21 protein-coding genes and 1 tRNA gene are annotated in these 16,023 nt (G+C 65.9%); 12 read left to right on the top strand and 10 right to left on the bottom strand.

All coding sequences use genetic code 11. The features are described from left to right. Nucleotides 1-5 precede the first annotated feature (5 nt). From ACN22W_RS08260 to ACN22W_RS08210, 11 genes are all read left to right on the top strand, one after another. Nucleotides 6-1,772, top strand: coding sequence for an AAA family ATPase (locus ACN22W_RS08260; protein ID WP_419687231.1), 1,767 nt, complete (start codon nt 6-8; stop codon nt 1,770-1,772). After that, nucleotides 1,769-2,386, top strand: coding sequence for a 1-pyrroline-5-carboxylate dehydrogenase (locus tag ACN22W_RS08255; RefSeq protein ID WP_419687230.1), 618 nt, complete (start codon nt 1,769-1,771; stop codon nt 2,384-2,386). Before ACN22W_RS08260 ends, ACN22W_RS08255 begins: the two co-directional genes overlap by 4 nt. Before the next feature lie 95 nt (nt 2,387-2,481). After that, nucleotides 2,482-2,844 carry a DUF1566 domain-containing protein gene (locus ACN22W_RS08250; RefSeq protein ID WP_419687228.1) on the top strand — a complete coding sequence of 121 codons (363 nt, stop codon included), beginning with the start codon at nt 2,482-2,484 and terminating at the stop codon, nt 2,842-2,844. A gap of 30 nt (nt 2,845-2,874) precedes the next feature. Further along, a complete protein-coding gene (locus tag ACN22W_RS08245; RefSeq protein WP_419687226.1) occupies nt 2,875-3,339 on the top strand; it encodes a DUF1566 domain-containing protein in 465 nt (154 codons plus the stop codon). A gap of 14 nt (nt 3,340-3,353) precedes the next feature. Next, nucleotides 3,354-3,710, top strand: a complete 357-nt coding sequence (locus ACN22W_RS08240; protein WP_419687225.1) for a four helix bundle protein — start codon at nt 3,354-3,356, stop codon at nt 3,708-3,710. A 343-nt stretch (nt 3,711-4,053) separates the two neighbouring features. Continuing rightward, entirely contained in the window at nt 4,054-5,049 is a 996-nt protein-coding gene (locus ACN22W_RS08235; RefSeq protein ID WP_419687224.1) for an RNA-directed DNA polymerase, read from the top strand. Nucleotides 5,050-5,059: 10 nt separating this feature from the next. Beyond that, a complete protein-coding gene (locus ACN22W_RS08230; protein WP_419687223.1) occupies nt 5,060-5,455 on the top strand; it encodes a hypothetical protein in 396 nt (131 codons plus the stop codon). Then, nucleotides 5,452-6,255 (top strand): hypothetical protein, encoded by an 804-nt coding sequence (locus ACN22W_RS08225; RefSeq protein ID WP_419687221.1) that lies wholly within the window; start codon nt 5,452-5,454, stop codon nt 6,253-6,255. The genes ACN22W_RS08230 and ACN22W_RS08225 overlap by 4 nt, the downstream gene beginning before the upstream one ends. Next, nucleotides 6,252-7,199: a phage Gp37/Gp68 family protein gene (locus tag ACN22W_RS08220; protein WP_419687388.1), complete on the top strand. Its 948-nt coding sequence runs from the start codon at nt 6,252-6,254 to the stop codon at nt 7,197-7,199. Before ACN22W_RS08225 ends, ACN22W_RS08220 begins: the two co-directional genes overlap by 4 nt. Further along, nucleotides 7,187-7,393 (top strand): DUF4224 domain-containing protein, encoded by a 207-nt coding sequence (locus ACN22W_RS08215; protein ID WP_419687220.1) that lies wholly within the window; start codon nt 7,187-7,189, stop codon nt 7,391-7,393. Before ACN22W_RS08220 ends, ACN22W_RS08215 begins: the two co-directional genes overlap by 13 nt. Further along, a complete protein-coding gene (locus ACN22W_RS08210) occupies nt 7,390-8,415 on the top strand; it encodes a tyrosine-type recombinase/integrase (RefSeq protein ID WP_419687218.1) in 1,026 nt (341 codons plus the stop codon). The genes ACN22W_RS08215 and ACN22W_RS08210 overlap by 4 nt, the downstream gene beginning before the upstream one ends. Nucleotides 8,416-8,502: 87 nt before the next feature. On the opposite strand, the gene ACN22W_RS08205 is transcribed toward ACN22W_RS08210, so the two are convergent. The 8 genes from ACN22W_RS08205 to ssuD all read right to left on the bottom strand — a co-directional run bounded on the left by ACN22W_RS08205 (nt 8,503) and on the right by ssuD (nt 13,613). Continuing rightward, nucleotides 8,503-8,578: transfer RNA gene (locus tag ACN22W_RS08205), tRNA-His, on the bottom strand. A 55-nt stretch (nt 8,579-8,633) separates the two neighbouring features. Next, nucleotides 8,634-9,620, bottom strand: coding sequence for a tRNA dihydrouridine(20/20a) synthase DusA (gene dusA / locus ACN22W_RS08200; RefSeq protein ID WP_419687217.1), 987 nt, complete (start codon nt 9,618-9,620; stop codon nt 8,634-8,636). A 130-nt stretch (nt 9,621-9,750) separates the two neighbouring features. Continuing rightward, entirely contained in the window at nt 9,751-9,996 is a 246-nt protein-coding gene (locus ACN22W_RS08195; RefSeq protein ID WP_419687215.1) for a hypothetical protein, read from the bottom strand. Nucleotides 9,997-10,050: 54 nt separating this feature from the next. Then, nucleotides 10,051-10,248 (bottom strand): hypothetical protein, encoded by a 198-nt coding sequence (locus ACN22W_RS08190; protein ID WP_048243884.1) that lies wholly within the window; start codon nt 10,246-10,248, stop codon nt 10,051-10,053. A 148-nt stretch (nt 10,249-10,396) separates the two neighbouring features. Beyond that, the gene (locus tag ACN22W_RS08185) at nt 10,397-10,612 is read right to left on the bottom strand and encodes a TOBE domain-containing protein (RefSeq protein WP_006400187.1); all 216 of its coding nucleotides are present in this window, start codon (nt 10,610-10,612) and stop codon (nt 10,397-10,399) included. A gap of 57 nt (nt 10,613-10,669) precedes the next feature. Beyond that, the gene (locus ACN22W_RS08180) at nt 10,670-11,629 is read right to left on the bottom strand and encodes an ATP-binding cassette domain-containing protein (RefSeq protein WP_419687210.1); all 960 of its coding nucleotides are present in this window, start codon (nt 11,627-11,629) and stop codon (nt 10,670-10,672) included. Continuing rightward, nucleotides 11,626-12,438: an aliphatic sulfonate ABC transporter permease SsuC gene (gene ssuC, locus ACN22W_RS08175; RefSeq protein WP_048243887.1), complete on the bottom strand. Its 813-nt coding sequence runs from the start codon at nt 12,436-12,438 to the stop codon at nt 11,626-11,628. The genes ACN22W_RS08180 and ssuC overlap by 4 nt, the downstream gene beginning before the upstream one ends. Before the next feature lie 17 nt (nt 12,439-12,455). Next, a complete protein-coding gene (ssuD, locus tag ACN22W_RS08170) occupies nt 12,456-13,613 on the bottom strand; it encodes an FMNH2-dependent alkanesulfonate monooxygenase (protein WP_048243889.1) in 1,158 nt (385 codons plus the stop codon). 341 nt (nt 13,614-13,954) lie between these two features. Here ssuD and ACN22W_RS08165 point away from each other — a divergent pair, with 341 nt between their 5' ends. Next, nucleotides 13,955-14,383 (top strand): hypothetical protein, encoded by a 429-nt coding sequence (locus ACN22W_RS08165; RefSeq protein WP_048243891.1) that lies wholly within the window; start codon nt 13,955-13,957, stop codon nt 14,381-14,383. Nucleotides 14,384-14,505: 122 nt separating this feature from the next. Here the strand turns inward: ACN22W_RS08165 and ACN22W_RS08160 are convergent, their stop codons facing one another. Together ACN22W_RS08160 and ACN22W_RS08155 are read right to left on the bottom strand one after the other, a co-directional pair. Continuing rightward, nucleotides 14,506-15,651 carry an enoyl-CoA hydratase/isomerase family protein gene (locus ACN22W_RS08160; RefSeq protein ID WP_419687208.1) on the bottom strand — a complete coding sequence of 382 codons (1,146 nt, stop codon included), beginning with the start codon at nt 15,649-15,651 and terminating at the stop codon, nt 14,506-14,508. Between the two features lie 31 nt (nt 15,652-15,682). Beyond that, nucleotides 15,683-16,021, bottom strand: a complete 339-nt coding sequence (locus ACN22W_RS08155) for a DMT family transporter (RefSeq protein WP_419687206.1) — start codon at nt 16,019-16,021, stop codon at nt 15,683-15,685. Between the last annotated feature and the right edge of the window lie 2 nt (nt 16,022-16,023).

Genomic DNA, 16,023 nt, shown 5'->3' with positions numbered 1-16,023 from the left:
CAGCCATGAAAATCACCGACATCTACGTGTCGAACGTGCTCGGGATTCGCGCGGCCGACGTGCGGCTCGCGAAGCCCGTCGCACTCTTCGCCGGCCCGAACGGCGCCGGCAAGAGCAGCCTTCAGGAAGCCGTGCGCATGGCGCTCACCGGCGACACCGTGCGCGTCGCACTGAAGAAGGAATACGGCTCGCTCGTCACCGAGGGTTCGGAGGCCGGCCAGATCGTGGTCGCATGCGGCGAGCAGGCGAACAGCGTCATGCTTCCCGCCGGGAAGATCAAGCGCGAAATCGCCGAGGATCAGCGTCTGCCGCTGGTACTCGACGCGCAGCGGTTCGCGCAGTTCGGCGCGGCCGAGCGCCGCGCGTTCCTGTACGAGCTGATGGGCGTGAAGATCGGCCCGGACGAGATGCGCCGCAGGCTGCTCTCGCGGCTCAACCTGAAACCGGACGCACTGCCGCCGACCGCCGCCGCACGCCTCGAAGCGATCACGCCGATGCTGCGCGCGGGATTCGAAGGCGCCCAGAAGGACGCCGCCGATCGCGCGCGCGGCGCGAAGCAGGCGTGGCGCGCGACGACCGGCGAAACATACGGCAGTCAAAAGGCGGCAACCTGGCGGCCGGCCGCTATCAGCTTCGACGCGGCGGCGCTGCGCAAGCTCGAAGGTGATCGCGCATCGCTCGACGGCGAAGTCGGTGAGCTGCAGCGGCAGATCGGCGCGGCCGAGGCCGGTGAATCCACCGCTCGCGCCCGCGCATCGAGGATCGCTGCGCTGCGCGAGAAGGCATCCGGCTATGCGAAGGCGGCCGAGCTAGCGCAGCTCGCTGACGACCAGGTCGCCGAGTTCCTGCCGAAGGTCGAAGCGCTGCGCGTGCGCGCCGGCGCCGCGCCGGCCGGCGTCGAGTGCACATGTCCGGATTGCGGCACGCTGCTGCGCTTCCTGCACGGGGCGCTCACTGCGGCCGCTGCGGCCGGTGCGCGAGACGAGGAGGCCGTCGCCAAGCTGCCCGAATACGAGCACAGCCTGACCATGCTGCAGAACGCCGCGCGCAACCGGCGCGCCGAGCTGGAAGCGACCGACGCTGCGGCCAAGCAGCTGAAGGAACTCGAGAGCGAGGCGAGCGCAGACGACGCGCCGGCACCGAGCGATGCGATCGACGCCGCGCGCGGCGAGCTCGGCACGCTGATGCAGCGCCGCAAGCAACTCGACGCGGACATCGCGGCCGCACGCGACGCTGAGCGCCGCGCCGTCGCAGTCGAGGAAACCGCGCGCAAGGCTGCCGCGCTGCACGACGACGTCGTGGCATGGGAGGCCATCGCCGACGCGCTGGCGCCAAACGGTATCCCGGCCGACCTGCTGCGCGAGGCGCTGACGCCGATGAACGAGCGCCTGACGGCGCTCGCCGAGCTGTCCGAATGGGCCGACGTGACGATCACGCCCGAGATGGACGTCCTCGCCGCCGGGCGCGCGTACGCCCTGCTGTCCGAATCGGAACGCTGGCGCGTCGATGCGCACATCGCCGCAGCGATCAGCCACTTCTCGGGTCTGAAGCTGCTTGTGCTCGATCGCGCCGACGTCCTGGTCGGGCCCGAGCGTGAACGGCTGCTCTACTGGCTCGACGACCTCGCCTACACTGAGCAGATCGACACGGCACTCGTATTCATGAGCCTGAAAACGCCGGCCGCCGGTCTGCCGGAAGGCATCGAAGCGTTCTGGGTCGAGGATGGTCAGGTCGCTGCCGCCACGCCACAAGCCGTACGGGAGGCGGCATGATCGAATTCATCGAGAAGCACCTCGGCGACGTGCGCGAAGCGACCGCGAAGGCGATCGCCAACGCGACCGGCCTTCCCCAGATCGACGTCACGAAGGTCCTGCACAAGATGACCGGCATCGGCACGGTCGAGCGCGAGAAGCGTGCGGGCGGCGGCAACGAATACGTGTACTGGCTCGCTGGCGCCGCGCCGCCAGCGTCGCAGACCACCAACGTTCCGCCGGTGGCCGCCGGCCCGACGCTGGCCGAGGCCGTGGCGAATCTACCGCCCGCGGCTGGCGGTGTTGTCGAAGCCGAGGTCCGCATCTGCGATCTACTGGCTGACATCGAGCGCCTCACGGCCGAGCGCGACGCCGCGCAGCTGAAAGCCGACACCTGGCGCGCGAACGCTGCGACGCTCGAAGCCCGCATCGACGAGCTGACGCTCGGGCCGGTCGGCGCGCGTGCGCCGCTGTTCGTGACCGTCGGCCGGAACTGCAAGCCGCAGCGCCACGAATCGATCGAGAAGGCCCAGCGCCGCGGCCGCGCCCTCGTGCGCAGCGAAAAGGAATCCGAGGTGCTCGTGCTCGAACCGGTCGGCCGGATCGTGCGTGGCACCGAGTGGATGCCGCGCTGACCAAACAGAGCATACACCGCGCGGCTTTCCTCGGTCCGCGCGGCATTCGAAGGGCTCCGAAATTCATCGGAGCCCTTCTTTTTTCCGGAGAAACCATGCAGATCCAGCTTCCCACGCTCGCTGAAGGCGAGATCTACCTCGCCGGTTTCATCGACGCCAACGGCGACGTCACGCACACGATCCTCTTGCCCGGCGACAACGGTCGCGCCTCGTGGCAGGACCAGATGGAGTGGGCCAAGAGCATCGGCGGTGATTTGCCGACGCGTGCCGAGCTCGCGATCGCCTACGAACAGCGCCGCGACCTGTTCGAGCAGGCTGCCTACTGGTCGAACCAGCCCGACACCGACCCGGGCTACGCCGGCTGGGCGTGGTACCAGGGCTTCCTCAATGGCGACCAGGGCAGCGACCCCCAGGGCAGCGAGTTGCGCGCCCGCGCCGTCCGCAGATTGTCGATTTAACCCTTCGTCCATTTCCCAACGGAGCAAGCAATGACGATCACGCTCGAACAGCTCGAAGCAGATCACGCGCGCATTGGCGCGATGATCGACGAGTTCAAGAAGCAACCGCGGGCAACCGAGTACCACGTCGACGCGGTGACGATCCCGCTCGCCGCCGGCGAGCGCATCGCCGGGCAGATCCTCCTCGAGGACGGCTCGCTGAGCCACTACCTGATCCTGTTGCCGGGCGATGCCGAGGATCTGGACTGGGAAGCGGCGAAGGCATGGGCGGCCGAGCGCGGCGGCGAACTGCCGACGCGGCGCGAACAGTCGCTCCTGTTCGCCAACCTGAAGGGTGAATTCGAGTCGGCTTGGTACTGGTCCGGCGAGCGTCACGAATCGAACTCCGGCTGGGCGTGGTGCCAGGACTTCGGCAATGGCGACCAGTACCGCTACCGCCAGGACAACGAGTTGCGCGCCCGCGCCGTCCGCAGATTTATCCCTTCAGTTTTTTGATCATTTAATCCACCGTGGCCCTGCACAACCAACTCCCGATATATCGAGCGGCCTACGGGCTGCTCGATGACGTCACCACCCTGGTCAAGAACATGCCCCGCGACTTCAAGCGCAGCATCGGCGAGAAGATCAGCGCGGAGTGCATCGAGATCATGGTGCTGGTGTTCCGCGCGAACGTCGCGGCCGACAAAGCGCCGCACCTCGTCGAATTGCTCGAGCGCCTGCAGGTGATCGAGCTGCTGCTTCGTCTCAGCATGGACAAGCGCCTGATCGCGCGTGACGGTTACGCGAATGCAGTCGAGAAAACGACGAGCATAGGGAAGCAGGCCAACGGCTGGAAGAACGCCGCAAACCGTCGCCCGCTCCGCTAAGGTCACGGCCTTCGCGGCTGAGCGATATATCAATCTGGTCGTGCCGCTGGCCCACAAGGCCACCGCCATGCGCAATGAGGAAACCGGCCGCCGGCGTGCGGAAAGGTCCAGCGCAGTTTCCTGGCTGAGAAATCGGCTGGGCGACGTAGATCGCACGATACCTCCGGCTGGGCGTGGTACCAGAACTTCAACAATGGCAACCAGAACAACAACCACCAGAACAACGAGTTGCGCGCCCGCGCCGTCCGCAGATCGAGGGCCAATTTCGTTCGCCGAGCTGGTCGAAGCGTATCTCGACTGCCGGCGAACGAAGCGAAACAGCAATGCAGCGCTCGCGTTCGAAATGCGGCTCGAACGCAACCTGCGCCGCCTGTACGACGAGCTGGCCGACGGCAGCTACACGCCCGGCCGCTCGAAGTGCTTCGTCATCACGAGACCGAAACCGCGCGAGGTCTGGGCGGCAGCGTTTCGCGATCGCATCGTGCACCACCTGCTTTACAACCGGATCGGCCCGCGCTTCGAGCGATCGTTCATCACCGACTCGTGCGCCTGCATCAAGGGCCGCGGCACCCTGTACGCCGCGCAGCGCCTCGAATCGAAGGTACGTTCGATCACGCAGAACTGGTCGCGGCGCGCGTTCTATCTGAAGTGCGATCTCGCGAACTTCTTCGTCAGCATCGACAAGAGGATCCTGCTCGACCTGCTGCTCGCGAAGATCTCCGAGCCGTTCTGGCGCGCGCTGACCGAGCGCGTGCTGATGCACGATCCACGGGCCGACTTCGAATACCACGGCGACCCGGCAATGATGGAGCTCGTGCCGCCGCACAAGCGCCTGATGGAACAAGCCGACCATCTCGGTCTACCGATCGGCAACCTGTCGAGCCAGTTCTTCGCGAACGTGTACCTCGACGTGCTCGATCAGCGCGCGAAGCACGTGCTCGGCGCGAGGCACTACATCCGGTACGTCGACGATTTCGTGTTCCTGCACGAATCGCCGGCGCGCCTGAACGCGATTCTCGCCGATGTCACCGCGTTCCTGCCGGCGCAACTCGGCGCGCGGATCAACCCGCGCAAAACCATCCTGCAGCCGATCGACCGCGGCATCGACTTCGTCGGCCAGGTCATCAAGCCATGGCGCCGCGAGACGCGGAAGCGAACGCGCAACGAAGCGTTGCGGCGCGTCGCCGCGACGCCGGACACCGACCTGATGCCTGTCGCGAATTCGTACTTCGGCTTGCTACGTCAGGCAACCGCCAGCCATCACGACCGCGCGAGCCTCGCGAACCGTCTCCGTTCGCTCGGGAAAGCTATCGATCGCGATCTCACGAAAACCTTTTGAGGAGCACCCTATGACCACCCAAACCGAAAACAGCCAGGCAGCTGATGTGCGCGTCGTCTGGAGTCGCAACAACGAGGATTTCACGTGTGACGAGCTTGATGAGCTGCTCGACTCGCACGACGACCTCGCCATCGGCGACGTCGTGTTCTTCGGCGATGTCGCGCCCGTCCCAGTCAAGTACCTGTGCGATGCGGATGACGTACTCGACACCATGGGCGATCGTGCCTACGACCAGGTCGGCGAATACGCGGATGGCTACCCGGACGTCTCATCGGAAGCGAAAGCGGAACTCGAAGCGCTGTTGGCTGGCTGGATCGAGAAGCACGCGAAGCCTACGTTCTACAGCGTCATCAACGTGCGCGAACACGTCATCACCGCGGCTGACATGGAGGGCCGGGAACAATGACTACCGCCAATACCCCGAACTCACTGCCCTCGCCGATCGACGTGCTGCGCGAAATGGCCCGCTTCGAAGCGGCGATGCGCCTCGCCTTCGATTACACACCCGACCGAAACCCGTTCACCGAGGTCGTGCCGCACGCTGAAGAGGCGTACCAACTCGGCAGAGACAACGACCGCTTCATGGGCTGGTGCATGGCGATACCGTCGACGGTCGACCTGTTCCACGAGTGGTCGATGCAATCTGCATTTCAGTCACGTGTCCGTCCGTGGATGCTCGAATGTTTCGGTGCCGAGATCGCAGCCGACCGCGCCGAGCGCAATCACCGGTTCTTTGAAGAGGCTGGCGAGCTGGTGCAGGCGTGCGACATGACGCGCGAGGAGGCACACGCGCTGGTGGACTACACCTGGTTGCGACCGGTCGGCGAGCCGGCGCAGGAGGTCGGCGGCGTCATGGTCACGCTCGCCGCGCTCTGCCTCTCGAACGGCCTGGACATGCACGCGGCCGGCGAGACGGAACTGGCACGCATCACCGTGCCCGAGACGATCGCAAAGATCCGCGCGAAGCAGGCAGCGAAGCCGAAGCACTCGCCGCTGCCGGAGCCGCGCGCCAAGGTGACGGACGACGTTCGGCTCGACGCGGAACGCATGCGTGCGATTTGTGCGGAGCTGGATGCGAACCGCCGTGGCGTCAGCTATAGCGGCATGCCGATTTGGGACGCAATGTGCGACGCAGTTGGCGAGGACCGCAGCGGCGACGGCATGCGTGCCGCAATCGACACCGCCCGCGCAGGAGATGCATCGTGAGCGAGAACACGAAAATCGAATGGTGCGATCACACATTCAACCCATGGGAAGGCTGCCAGAAGGTCGGCCCGGGCTGTGACCACTGCTACGCCGAGACGCGCAACGCACGCTTCGGCGGCGGCACGGCCGTGAACTGGGGGCCCGGCGCGCCACGCCGCCGCACGTCGCCGGTGAACTGGCGCAAGCCGCTGCAGTGGAATCGCAATGGCACGTTCTACGCGATCCACGGCCGGCGCCAGCGCGTGTTCTGCGCGTCACTCGCCGACGTGTTCGACAACGCCGTCGATCCGGCGTGGCACGCCGACCTGTTCGATCTGATCGAGCGCACGCCGAACCTTGACTGGCTGTTGCTGACGAAGAGGATCGGCAACGTCATGTCGATGGTCAGCGAAGCCGCCCAGTATCAATTCGACCTCGAACGCGTCGAGAAGCCGAGCCTGCACGAAAACGTCTGGATCGGTGCGACGATCGCCAACCGCGCGGAAATGTTGCGAGACGCCGAAAAGCTGCTTGCGGTACCGGCCCGCGTGCGCTTCTGGAGCGTCGAGCCGATGCTAGGAGATCTAGGAGAAATCCCGATCGAGTTGATGCCCGACTGGATCATATGCGGCGGGGAAAGCGGCGCCGATGCGCGCCCAATGCATCCGGACTGGGCCCGCGATCTTCGCGACCAGTGCGCAGACGCCGGCGTGCCTTTCCTGTTCAAGCAATGGGGGGAGTGGGCTCCGGGCGAAAACTGCGGCGGCCCGCCGAGCCGCACCGAGCGAGTCGCCGATTGGTTCGCGGGCGAATGGTCGTTCAGCACGCTTACGCCGGGTGCGCATGACGGCCTGACCTGCGACGACGAGCCGACCGTCTACCGCATCGGCAAGAAGACTGCCGGCCGCCACCTCGATGGCCGCACGCACGATGAATTCCCGGAGGTAACACCATGCCAATCGTGACGAATGCCGAGCTCGTCGAGCTGACGGGCGGCCTGAAACAGGGCGCGGCGCAGGCTCGCTGGATCAAGAAGGCGCTCGGCATCGACGCACCGCGGAAAGCCGACGGCCACCCGATGATCACGTGGGAGCAGATCAACCAGCCGCGTGCCGATGCGACGCCGCGCACGCAACCAAAATGGAGAGTCGCAGCATGAAGAAGCACCGGGAACGTGATGGCCTCCTGCCGCGCATGGAGGCGCGGAAACGGAAGGAAGGCTTCACGTACCGCTATCACCCGATCGGCAAGAAGCCGATCAACCTCGGTCAGGACCGACTCGTCGCGATCCGTAAGGTGCTCGACCTGCTCGGCGCCGGCGACGACGTCGGCACGATCGCGCGGCTCTGGGAACAATTCCAGGAGACACCCGGCTGGCAGCGCTACTCGCAGTACACCCGCAACGACTACAAGCAATGCAGCGGGCCCCTGCTCCAAATCTTCGGTGACACGCGTGCCGCCGATATCGACGCCACGCACGTGTCGAAGTACCTACGCGTCGAGCGCGCCGCCGCGCCGGTGCGCGCCAACCGCGAGGCCGCCCTGCTCTCGAACCTGATCGGCCTGGCGATCGACCGCGGCGAGGCGAAGCACAACCCCTGTCGCGAGGTCAGACGCAACGAAGAACAGCCCCGCACCGAGGCGCCCGATCCCGAAGACTTCCAGGCGTTCGCCGTCTGGGTAGCGTCGCTCGGCGGTCAGAAGGCGGTCATCGGCATGGCGGCCGAGTACGCTGCGCTCGCAGGTAATCGGAAGGTCGAGTTCCTCGATCTCGCGTGGCCGCAGATCGACGAGGCGGCCGGCGAGATTCGGGTCAAGCGCGCGAAGCAACGCGGGAAGAAGCGCGGCGAGGTGATCGAGCACATCGAAATCACGCCGGCGCTTACGGAGCTGATCGCGCGCCTGCGCGCCGCTCGCAAGGACGACTGCCTGTACGTGTTCTCGAATCGATACGCGACGCACTACACGCCGGCCGGGTTCAAGACCGAATGGTCGAAGCTGATGAGCAAGGCGCTCGAGCTGAAGAAGATCGGAAGGAGATTCACGTTCCACGACCTGCGCGCGTATTACGTGACGCGGCATAAGGCGGAACGCGGTGCATTGCCGGACCTGCATGCGAATCCGGCGACGACGGCGCGCGTCTACGATCGAACGAAGATCGTAAAGCGGAGAGGAATGTAATTCCCAATTTGGGAATTTAAAAACAAAAACGGCACTGGATAAAATCTCAGTGCCGTTTATAACTACTTGATACCGCTAGGAATTCTGTGGGGTGGCTGATGGGACTCGAACCCACGACGACAGGAATCACAATCCTGGACTCTACCAACTGAGCTACAGCCACCACTGGTACCGCTTTGTTTCTCCGCTGTTTTTGTTTCAGCAGCGAAGAAGCAAGATTATACGAAGTCTTTTGAATCTTGCAAAGCCTTTTTTTCAAAAAATTCTTCGGCTTCGTTCAGATGCGCGCGCGCCTCGTCGAACACGGCCAGATCGCCGCGCGCGAGCTTCTTGTTGTCGGACAGCACACGACGCCAGCCGCGTGCGCCCGGCATGCCGCGATACAGTCCGAGCGCGTGCCGCACGATCGCGCCGAGGTAGGTCCCGCGCTTCAGTTCGGCCGCACAATATTCGATCAGCTGAGCCTCGGCCTCTTCGCGCGTCGGTACCGCTGCGGTCGATCCATAGAAGCGCGCATCGACATCCGCAAGCACGTACGGGTTGTGATACGCCTCGCGGCCGAGCATCACGCCATCGACATGCTCGAGATGCTGCGCGACCTCGTCGAGCGTCTTGATGCCGCCGTTGATGACGATCTCCAGCGACGGAAAATCGCGCTTCAACTGATACGCATAGTCGTACTTGAGCGGCGGGATCTCGCGATTCTCCTTCGGCGACAGCCCCTTCAGGATCGCGTTGCGGGCATGCACGACGAACGTTTCGCAACCGGCCTCGGCCACCGTGCCGACGAAGTCGCGCACGAACGCGTAGTCCTCGACCGCATCGACACCGATCCGGTGCTTGACCGTGACCGGCACCGACACCGCATCGCACATCGCCTTCACGCAGTCGGCAACGAGCTGCGGCTCGTTCATCAGGCACGCGCCGAACGCACCGCGCTGCACGCGCTCGGACGGACACCCGCAATTCAGGTTGATTTCGTCGTAGCCCCACTGCTCGCCGAGCTTCGCGGCGCGCGCGAGATCGTCACGCTCGCTGCCGCCCAGTTGCAGCGCGACCGGCGATTCGTTCGGCGTGAACGCGAGATGCCGCTGGGCATCGCCGAACAACAGCGCGCCCGTCGTGATCATCTCCGTATACAGCCAAGTGTCGCGCGTCAGCGTACGGTGGAACGATCGGCAATGGCGATCGGTCCAGTCGAGCATGGGCGCGACGGATACGCGGCGGGGAGGAAGCGAGGACGGAACAGACATGGAATTCGGGCAACAGGCCAGGCGGCGCGGACACAACCTGCTATTTTACCGCAACACGGGCCGTGCCGGCCCGACACCCGCTCTACCCCTCACCCAGCTCCGCATCGACCGCCCGCCGCGCCTCTTCCAGCACGCGCTCGATCACCCGCCGTTCGGTCAGCAGCACGCCGTCGACCTTGACGAGCCGCCAGTCGATCCGCACGGCATCGCCCTGCAGCACGCGGTAGTGCGCATGCTCGCCATCCCAGACCTGCTCGGTCTTCACCTCGATCTCGAAGCCGCGGTACGGCTCGCTGAAATCGCCGAGGTCGCTGCCTCTCGGTTCCATCGCACGCTCCGTGGCAACACGGCGCCGGCCGCCCTTGCAGCCGGCGCCGCGCGCTCAATCGTATTCGTCAGACAAAAAGGATTTACCATCCGCGGTCAGGTCGACCCTGTCGGCCGTCGCCTGATAGATCAGCCCCTCGTTCAGCAACGCATAAACGACGTCGTCGAACGCGGCGGGAACCGGCCGGCTTTCGCCGAACTGGTCGATCCATTTCAGCGCCTCGATGGCTTCCGGGGAAAGGATGGGGGTCATGCGTTGGCCTCCGGCGTAGGTGTCGTTCCATCCTAGCACTTCGTCCGGACGCCGAATATCGAGGCAAACGCGCTGCGGGAATGCCGCGCGGCGCGCGCCGACGGGCAAGGCTGCCCGCCGGCACCACACCGGCGCGGGAAACACGCGCTCAGAGACGCGCGATCGATACTTCGGTCGACTTCACGAGCGCGACGACTTCCGCGCCGACCTTCAGTTCAAGCTCGTCGACCGACCGGGTCGTGATCACCGACGTGACGATGCCGAACGGCGTCTCGACGTCGACCTCGGACACCACCGGCCCGCGAATGATCTCCTTCACCTTGCCTTTGAACTGGTTACGCACGTTGATTGCAGTGATGCTCATCGGGTTGATCGCTCCGAAGAAAAAAGTCTCAGAACGGACGGCCGAAGCCGCCCGGAATTAAACGGCCCAGCGGATCTGCCCGACCGGTCGAACGTTGTCTGCTTCATGCACCGTGCCGTGTTCGGCCGCGCCGGGCCCGCCGGCGAGGACGCGCTTCAGCACGCGGTCTTCCAGCGCCGCAAACGCTGCCGATGCGCGGGCGCGCGGCCGGTCGAGCGGCACGGGTTGATCCAGCGCCACACGCCCCTGCTCGATGAGCAGGATGCGGTCGCCGAGGGCGACGGCCTCCTGCACGTCGTGCGTGACGAGCAGCGCGGTGAACCGATGCTCGCGCCACAGGCGCTCGATCAGCGCATGCATCTCGATGCGGGTCAGCGCGTCGAGCGCGCCAAGCGGCTCGTCGAGCAACAGCAGCTGCGGCCGGTGCACGAGCGCGCGCGCCAGTGACACACGCTGCCGCTGGCCGCCCGACAGTTGCGCGGGCCAGTCATTCGCCCGCTCCAGCAGGCCGACTTCGTCGAGCACCGCGCGTGCATCGTCGCGCGCACCGCGCCCGAGGCCGAGCATCACGTTCTGCAGCACGGTTTTCCAAGGCAGCAGGCGCGCATCCTGGAACATGATCCGCGTATCGAGCACGCCGCCGCCCTCGCCGCGCGTCACGAGCGCACCGCTGCTCGGCTGCTCGAGTCCCGCGACGAGACGCAGCAGCGTCGATTTCCCGCAGCCGCTGCGACCGACGATCGCGACGAAGCTGCCGCGTGCGATGCCGAGCTCGACGTTGTCGAGCACGGTGCGCGCGCCATAACGCTTGCTGACGCCCGACAGCGTCACCGCATCGTCGGGTGCCTGGCTTCCCGCTCGCCGCCGCGCGAGCGGAACGACCGATGCGCTGCCGTCGCGATCGAGGATCGCCGCGTCTCGTGCATCGCCGTCCGTGACACGCGCCTGCGCAAGCTCGGCCTCGAGGTCTGCGCCGGCGAGCAGGCCATAAGCGGCCGCCGAAGTCGTCGCATTCATGCCTTTGCTCCTGATTGGTAAGCGGGGTGCCAGCGCAACGTCACGCGTTCGAGCCATTTCGCCAGCACGTCGGCCAGCTTGCCGAGCACCGCGTACAGCAGGATGCCGACCACCACCACGTCGGTTTGCAGGAATTCGCGTGCGTTCATCGTCATGTAGCCGATGCCCGACTGTGCGGAAATCGTTTCCGCGACGATCAGCATCACCCACATCAGCCCGAGCGCGAATCGCACGCCGACGAGGATCGACGGCAACGCACCGGGCAGGATCACGTCGCGGTACAACGCAAAACCACGCACGCCATAACTCTTCGCCATCTCGATCAGGTTCGCGTCGACCGAGCGGATCCCGTGATACGTGTTGATGTAGACCGGAAAGAACACGCCGAGCGCGACGAGGAACAGCTTCGCCTTCTCGTCGATGCCGAACCACAGGATCACGAGCGGAATCATCGCGAGCGCCGGGATGTTGCGGATCATCTGGATCGTCGAATCGAGCGCGACTTCGGCCGCCTTCGACAGGCCGGTCGCGAGGCCCAGCGCGAGGCCGACGCCGCCGCCGATCGCGAAGCCGAACAGCGCGCGCCACGTACTGACTTTCACATTCGCCCACATTTCGCCCGACGTCACGAGCGACCAGGCCGCGCGCACGACCGCCACGGGCTCGGGCAGCACGCGGGTCGACAGCCAGCCGACGCGCGCGCCGACCTCCCATGCGACCAGCAGCGCGAGCGGCACCAGCCACGGCGCGACGGCGCGCCATGCGCGGGCGGCCACGACGGCGCCCGTCGTCGATGTTTTCGTTGTCATCGCAGGCCTCTCCTCGCTCAGCTCTGGCTCGCCTTCGGCAGATAGCTGTTACCGACGATCTCGCCGAACGGCCCCGACAGCGGGCCGGTCGCCTTCTCCGCGCCCTTGCCCTTGATCAGCGGGAACACGAGCTCGGCGAAGCGATACGACTCCTCGAGGTGCGGGTAGCCGGACAGGATGAATGTCTCGATGCCGAGGTCCGCGTATTCGCGCATGCGTTCCGCGACCTGCTCGGGATTGCCGACGAGCGCCGTGCCCGCACCGCCGCGCACGAGACCGACGCCGGCCCACAGGTTCGGATACACCTCGAGCGCATCGCGGCCGCCGCGCTTGCCGCCGTGCAGCGCGGCCATGCGGCGCTGGCCTTCCGAATCCATGTTCGCGAACGCCTGCTGTGCACGCGCGATCGTGTCGTCGTCGAGGCGGCTGATCAGCCGGTCGGCGTCACGCCATGCTTCGTCCTCGGTCTCACGCACGATCACGTGCAGGCGGATGCCGAACTTGATCTTGCGGCCGCGCGCTTCGGCGCGGGCCCGGATGTCCGCGATCTTCTTCGCGACGGCCTCGGGCGGCTCGCCCCAGGTCAGATAGGTATCGATGTGATCGGCGGCGATCGCGTGCGCGGCCGGCGACGAACCGCCGAACCACAGCGGCGGATGCGGACGCTGCACGGGCGGATAAAGCGCCTTGCCGCCCTTCGACTGCAGGTGCTTGCCGATGTAGTCGAAGCCGCCGTTGTCGTGCGACGCGGCAAGCAGCCCGCGCCAGATGTTCAGGAAATCGTCGGTAATCTCGTAGCGCGTGTCGTGATCGGCAAACAGGCCGTCACCTTCGAGCTCGGCCGCATCGCCGCCCGTCACGACGTTGATCAGCAGGCGACCGCCCGACAGGCGATCGAACGTCGCGGCCATCCGCGCCGCCAGTCCCGGCGAAGCGATGCCGGGACGCACGGCGACCAGGAACTTCAGACGCTGTGTCGCCGGAATGAGGCTCGACGCGACGACCCACGCATCCTCGCAGGAACGGCCCGTCGGCAGCAGCACGCCGTCGTAGCCGAGCGTGTCGGCCGCCACGGCAACCTGCTTGAAATAGTCGTAATCCGCGGCGCGCGCGCCCTCGGCCGTACCGAGATAACGACTGTCGCCATGCGTGGGGATAAACCAGAACACATTCATCTGCTGCTCCTGCTTGACTGTCCTTGCCGGAATTTGGAAAAAACACCGCCCTGCTCGCGTCGCGGATGAGCGACGCATGCATGGTGTGCGTTCGAATCGGGATGGCTCGCCGGTCAGGCCGTGCAGCGGGCGAGGACGCGATTGCACGGCTGTTTCTGGGAAATCAGTCTAGGGATCGGTACAGGGCTTTGGAACGATTTTTTTGAGCTTAGGTTTTCCGCTTTCGTGATTAGCACGACGCTGGAGCGAATATCGCGGCGGCCGGGCCCTATAATGACGCACCTTTCCGAATAACTCCGCGCGGACGGCCCCGGCCGTGCGCGCCTGCGGTGCGCTCATCGATGCAGAAAGTCATCCTGCCATTCCTGTCCGGCTTCCTGGCCGCCCTGTTCTTCCGCGAGGCCACGCTCGCACTCCTTCACACGGCCGACCTGATCGCCGCAACCGGCTTCTCCACGCAGCCGTTCGCGCCGCTCGGCATTCCTGAATTTGTCGCGAATGCGTTGATCAGCGCGTGCTGCGCAATCCCGATGGCGTGGTTGCTGCGCGTCTCGCCGGAACGCGAGGCATCGTGGATCGGCGCGCTCGTATTCGGCGGCATCGTGCTGACGGCCGCCCGCGTGTTCGCGATCGATCCGCTGCGCGGCATCTGGCCGTCGGGCAACATGATGCCCGTGCTCGCGGCCGGCTTCGCGGCGAACGCGGTGTGGGGCTTCGGTGCGCTCGTGTTCATGCGCGCCTTCATGTCGGACGATGCGCGCGACGAGTAACGCGAGCCCGCTCTCCGCATCCTTCGGCCGCGGACGAATCGACATCCATCAACGAAAAGGCCGCCTGCATGTGCAGGCGGCCTTTTCATTTCGATACCGCGCCTGACCCGGCCCGGCTCACGTCAGTCGCGCAGATTCCGCAGCGGATGCGTATCGGGCGTCCACGGGCTGTCGAACATCGCGAGCACGTCCGCGCGATCGATGTCAGCGGCCGACTTGAAGCGCCAGGCCGGCTGGTGATCCTTGTCGACGATCAGTGCGCGCACGCCTTCGATCACGTCCCCGCGCGCGAACGTCGAGCGCGTGAGATCGAGATCGCGCCGCAGGCAATCGCCCATCGTCGCGCCGCGTGCGCGTTCGACGACTTCTAGCGACACGGCCATCGACAGCGGCGACAGTTGGCTGCGCATCGCATGGGTCGCCTTCTCGACCCATCCGTCGACCGCCGCGCAATCCTGCTCGGCGTCGAGTGACGCGAGGATCGCGCCGATATCCGGCTGCGCGAAATGCCGGTCGATCCCGGCGTGCGCATCGGCCAGTGCCGACGTATCGGGCGTCGGCACGACCTTGTGTTCAGCCGCCGCGTCGGCCACGCACGCGACGGCCTGCGCACCGCTGTCGATGCGCGCGCTGCGCAGCGTGTCGAGCAGCGCCGGCAGCGCGGCATCGGGCAGATAGACGTCGGCGAGCTGCGCGTACAGTGCGCCGGCCGCGTCGAGCGGCGCGCCGGTCACGGCGAGATAACGGCCGATCGCGCCGGGCGTGCGTGCGAGAAACCAGCTCATCCCGACGTCCGGGAACAGGCCGATGCGCGTTTCGGGCATCGCCATCTTCGTCGAGTCGGTCACGACGCGCAGGCCGCCCGTATGCCGCGCCGCCTGCGAAATGCCCATGCCGCCACCCATCACGACGCCGTGCATCAGCGCGATGTACGGCTTCGGATACGTGAAGATCGTGTGGTTGAGCGTGTATTCCTCGATGAAGAACGTGTCGACCGCATCACGGTCGCCGCGCTGCGACGCGTCGTGGAAGAAGCGCACGTCGCCGCCCGCGCAGAAGGCGCGCGGATGCGGACTGTGCACGACGACCGCGACGACTTCGGGATCGTCGCGCCACGCGTCGAGCGCCTGCTGCACCAGCCGGATCATGCCGACCGACAGCGCGTTCAGCGCCTTCGGCCGATTCAGTTCGAGAAAGCCGATGCGGTTCGCGACATAAGCGCGTACGTCGGGCTCGGCGGAAACGGCAGCGGAAGTGGAATCGGTCATGAGGGCCATCCGGCAAACGGCAGTCGCACGTTCAGTGCGCCTGCATCTTCGAGAACAGGTTCAGCACCACGACGCCCGCGATGATCAGCCCGAGACCGATCACCGCCGGCACGTCCGGCACCTGACGATAGAGCAGCATCGCGACGAGCGTGATCAGCACGATGCCGGCGCCCGACCAGACTGCATAGATGATGCCGACGGGCATCGTGCGCAACGTGAGCGACAGGCAGTAAAACGCGATGCCGTAACCGACGACGACGAGCGCCGACGGCCAGAAGCGCGTGAAGCCGTCCGCCGCGCGCAGCGCCGACGTGCCGATCACTTCCGCGACGATCGCGATCGCGAGCCATGCGTATCCCGGGATCTGCATCG

The sequence above is a fragment of the Burkholderia theae genome (assembly GCF_048565265.1).
Lineage (GTDB): Bacteria > Pseudomonadota > Gammaproteobacteria > Burkholderiales > Burkholderiaceae > Burkholderia > Burkholderia theae.
Note: the sequence above shows the minus strand (reverse complement) of the source record. Positions and strands in the feature narration are given on the sequence as shown.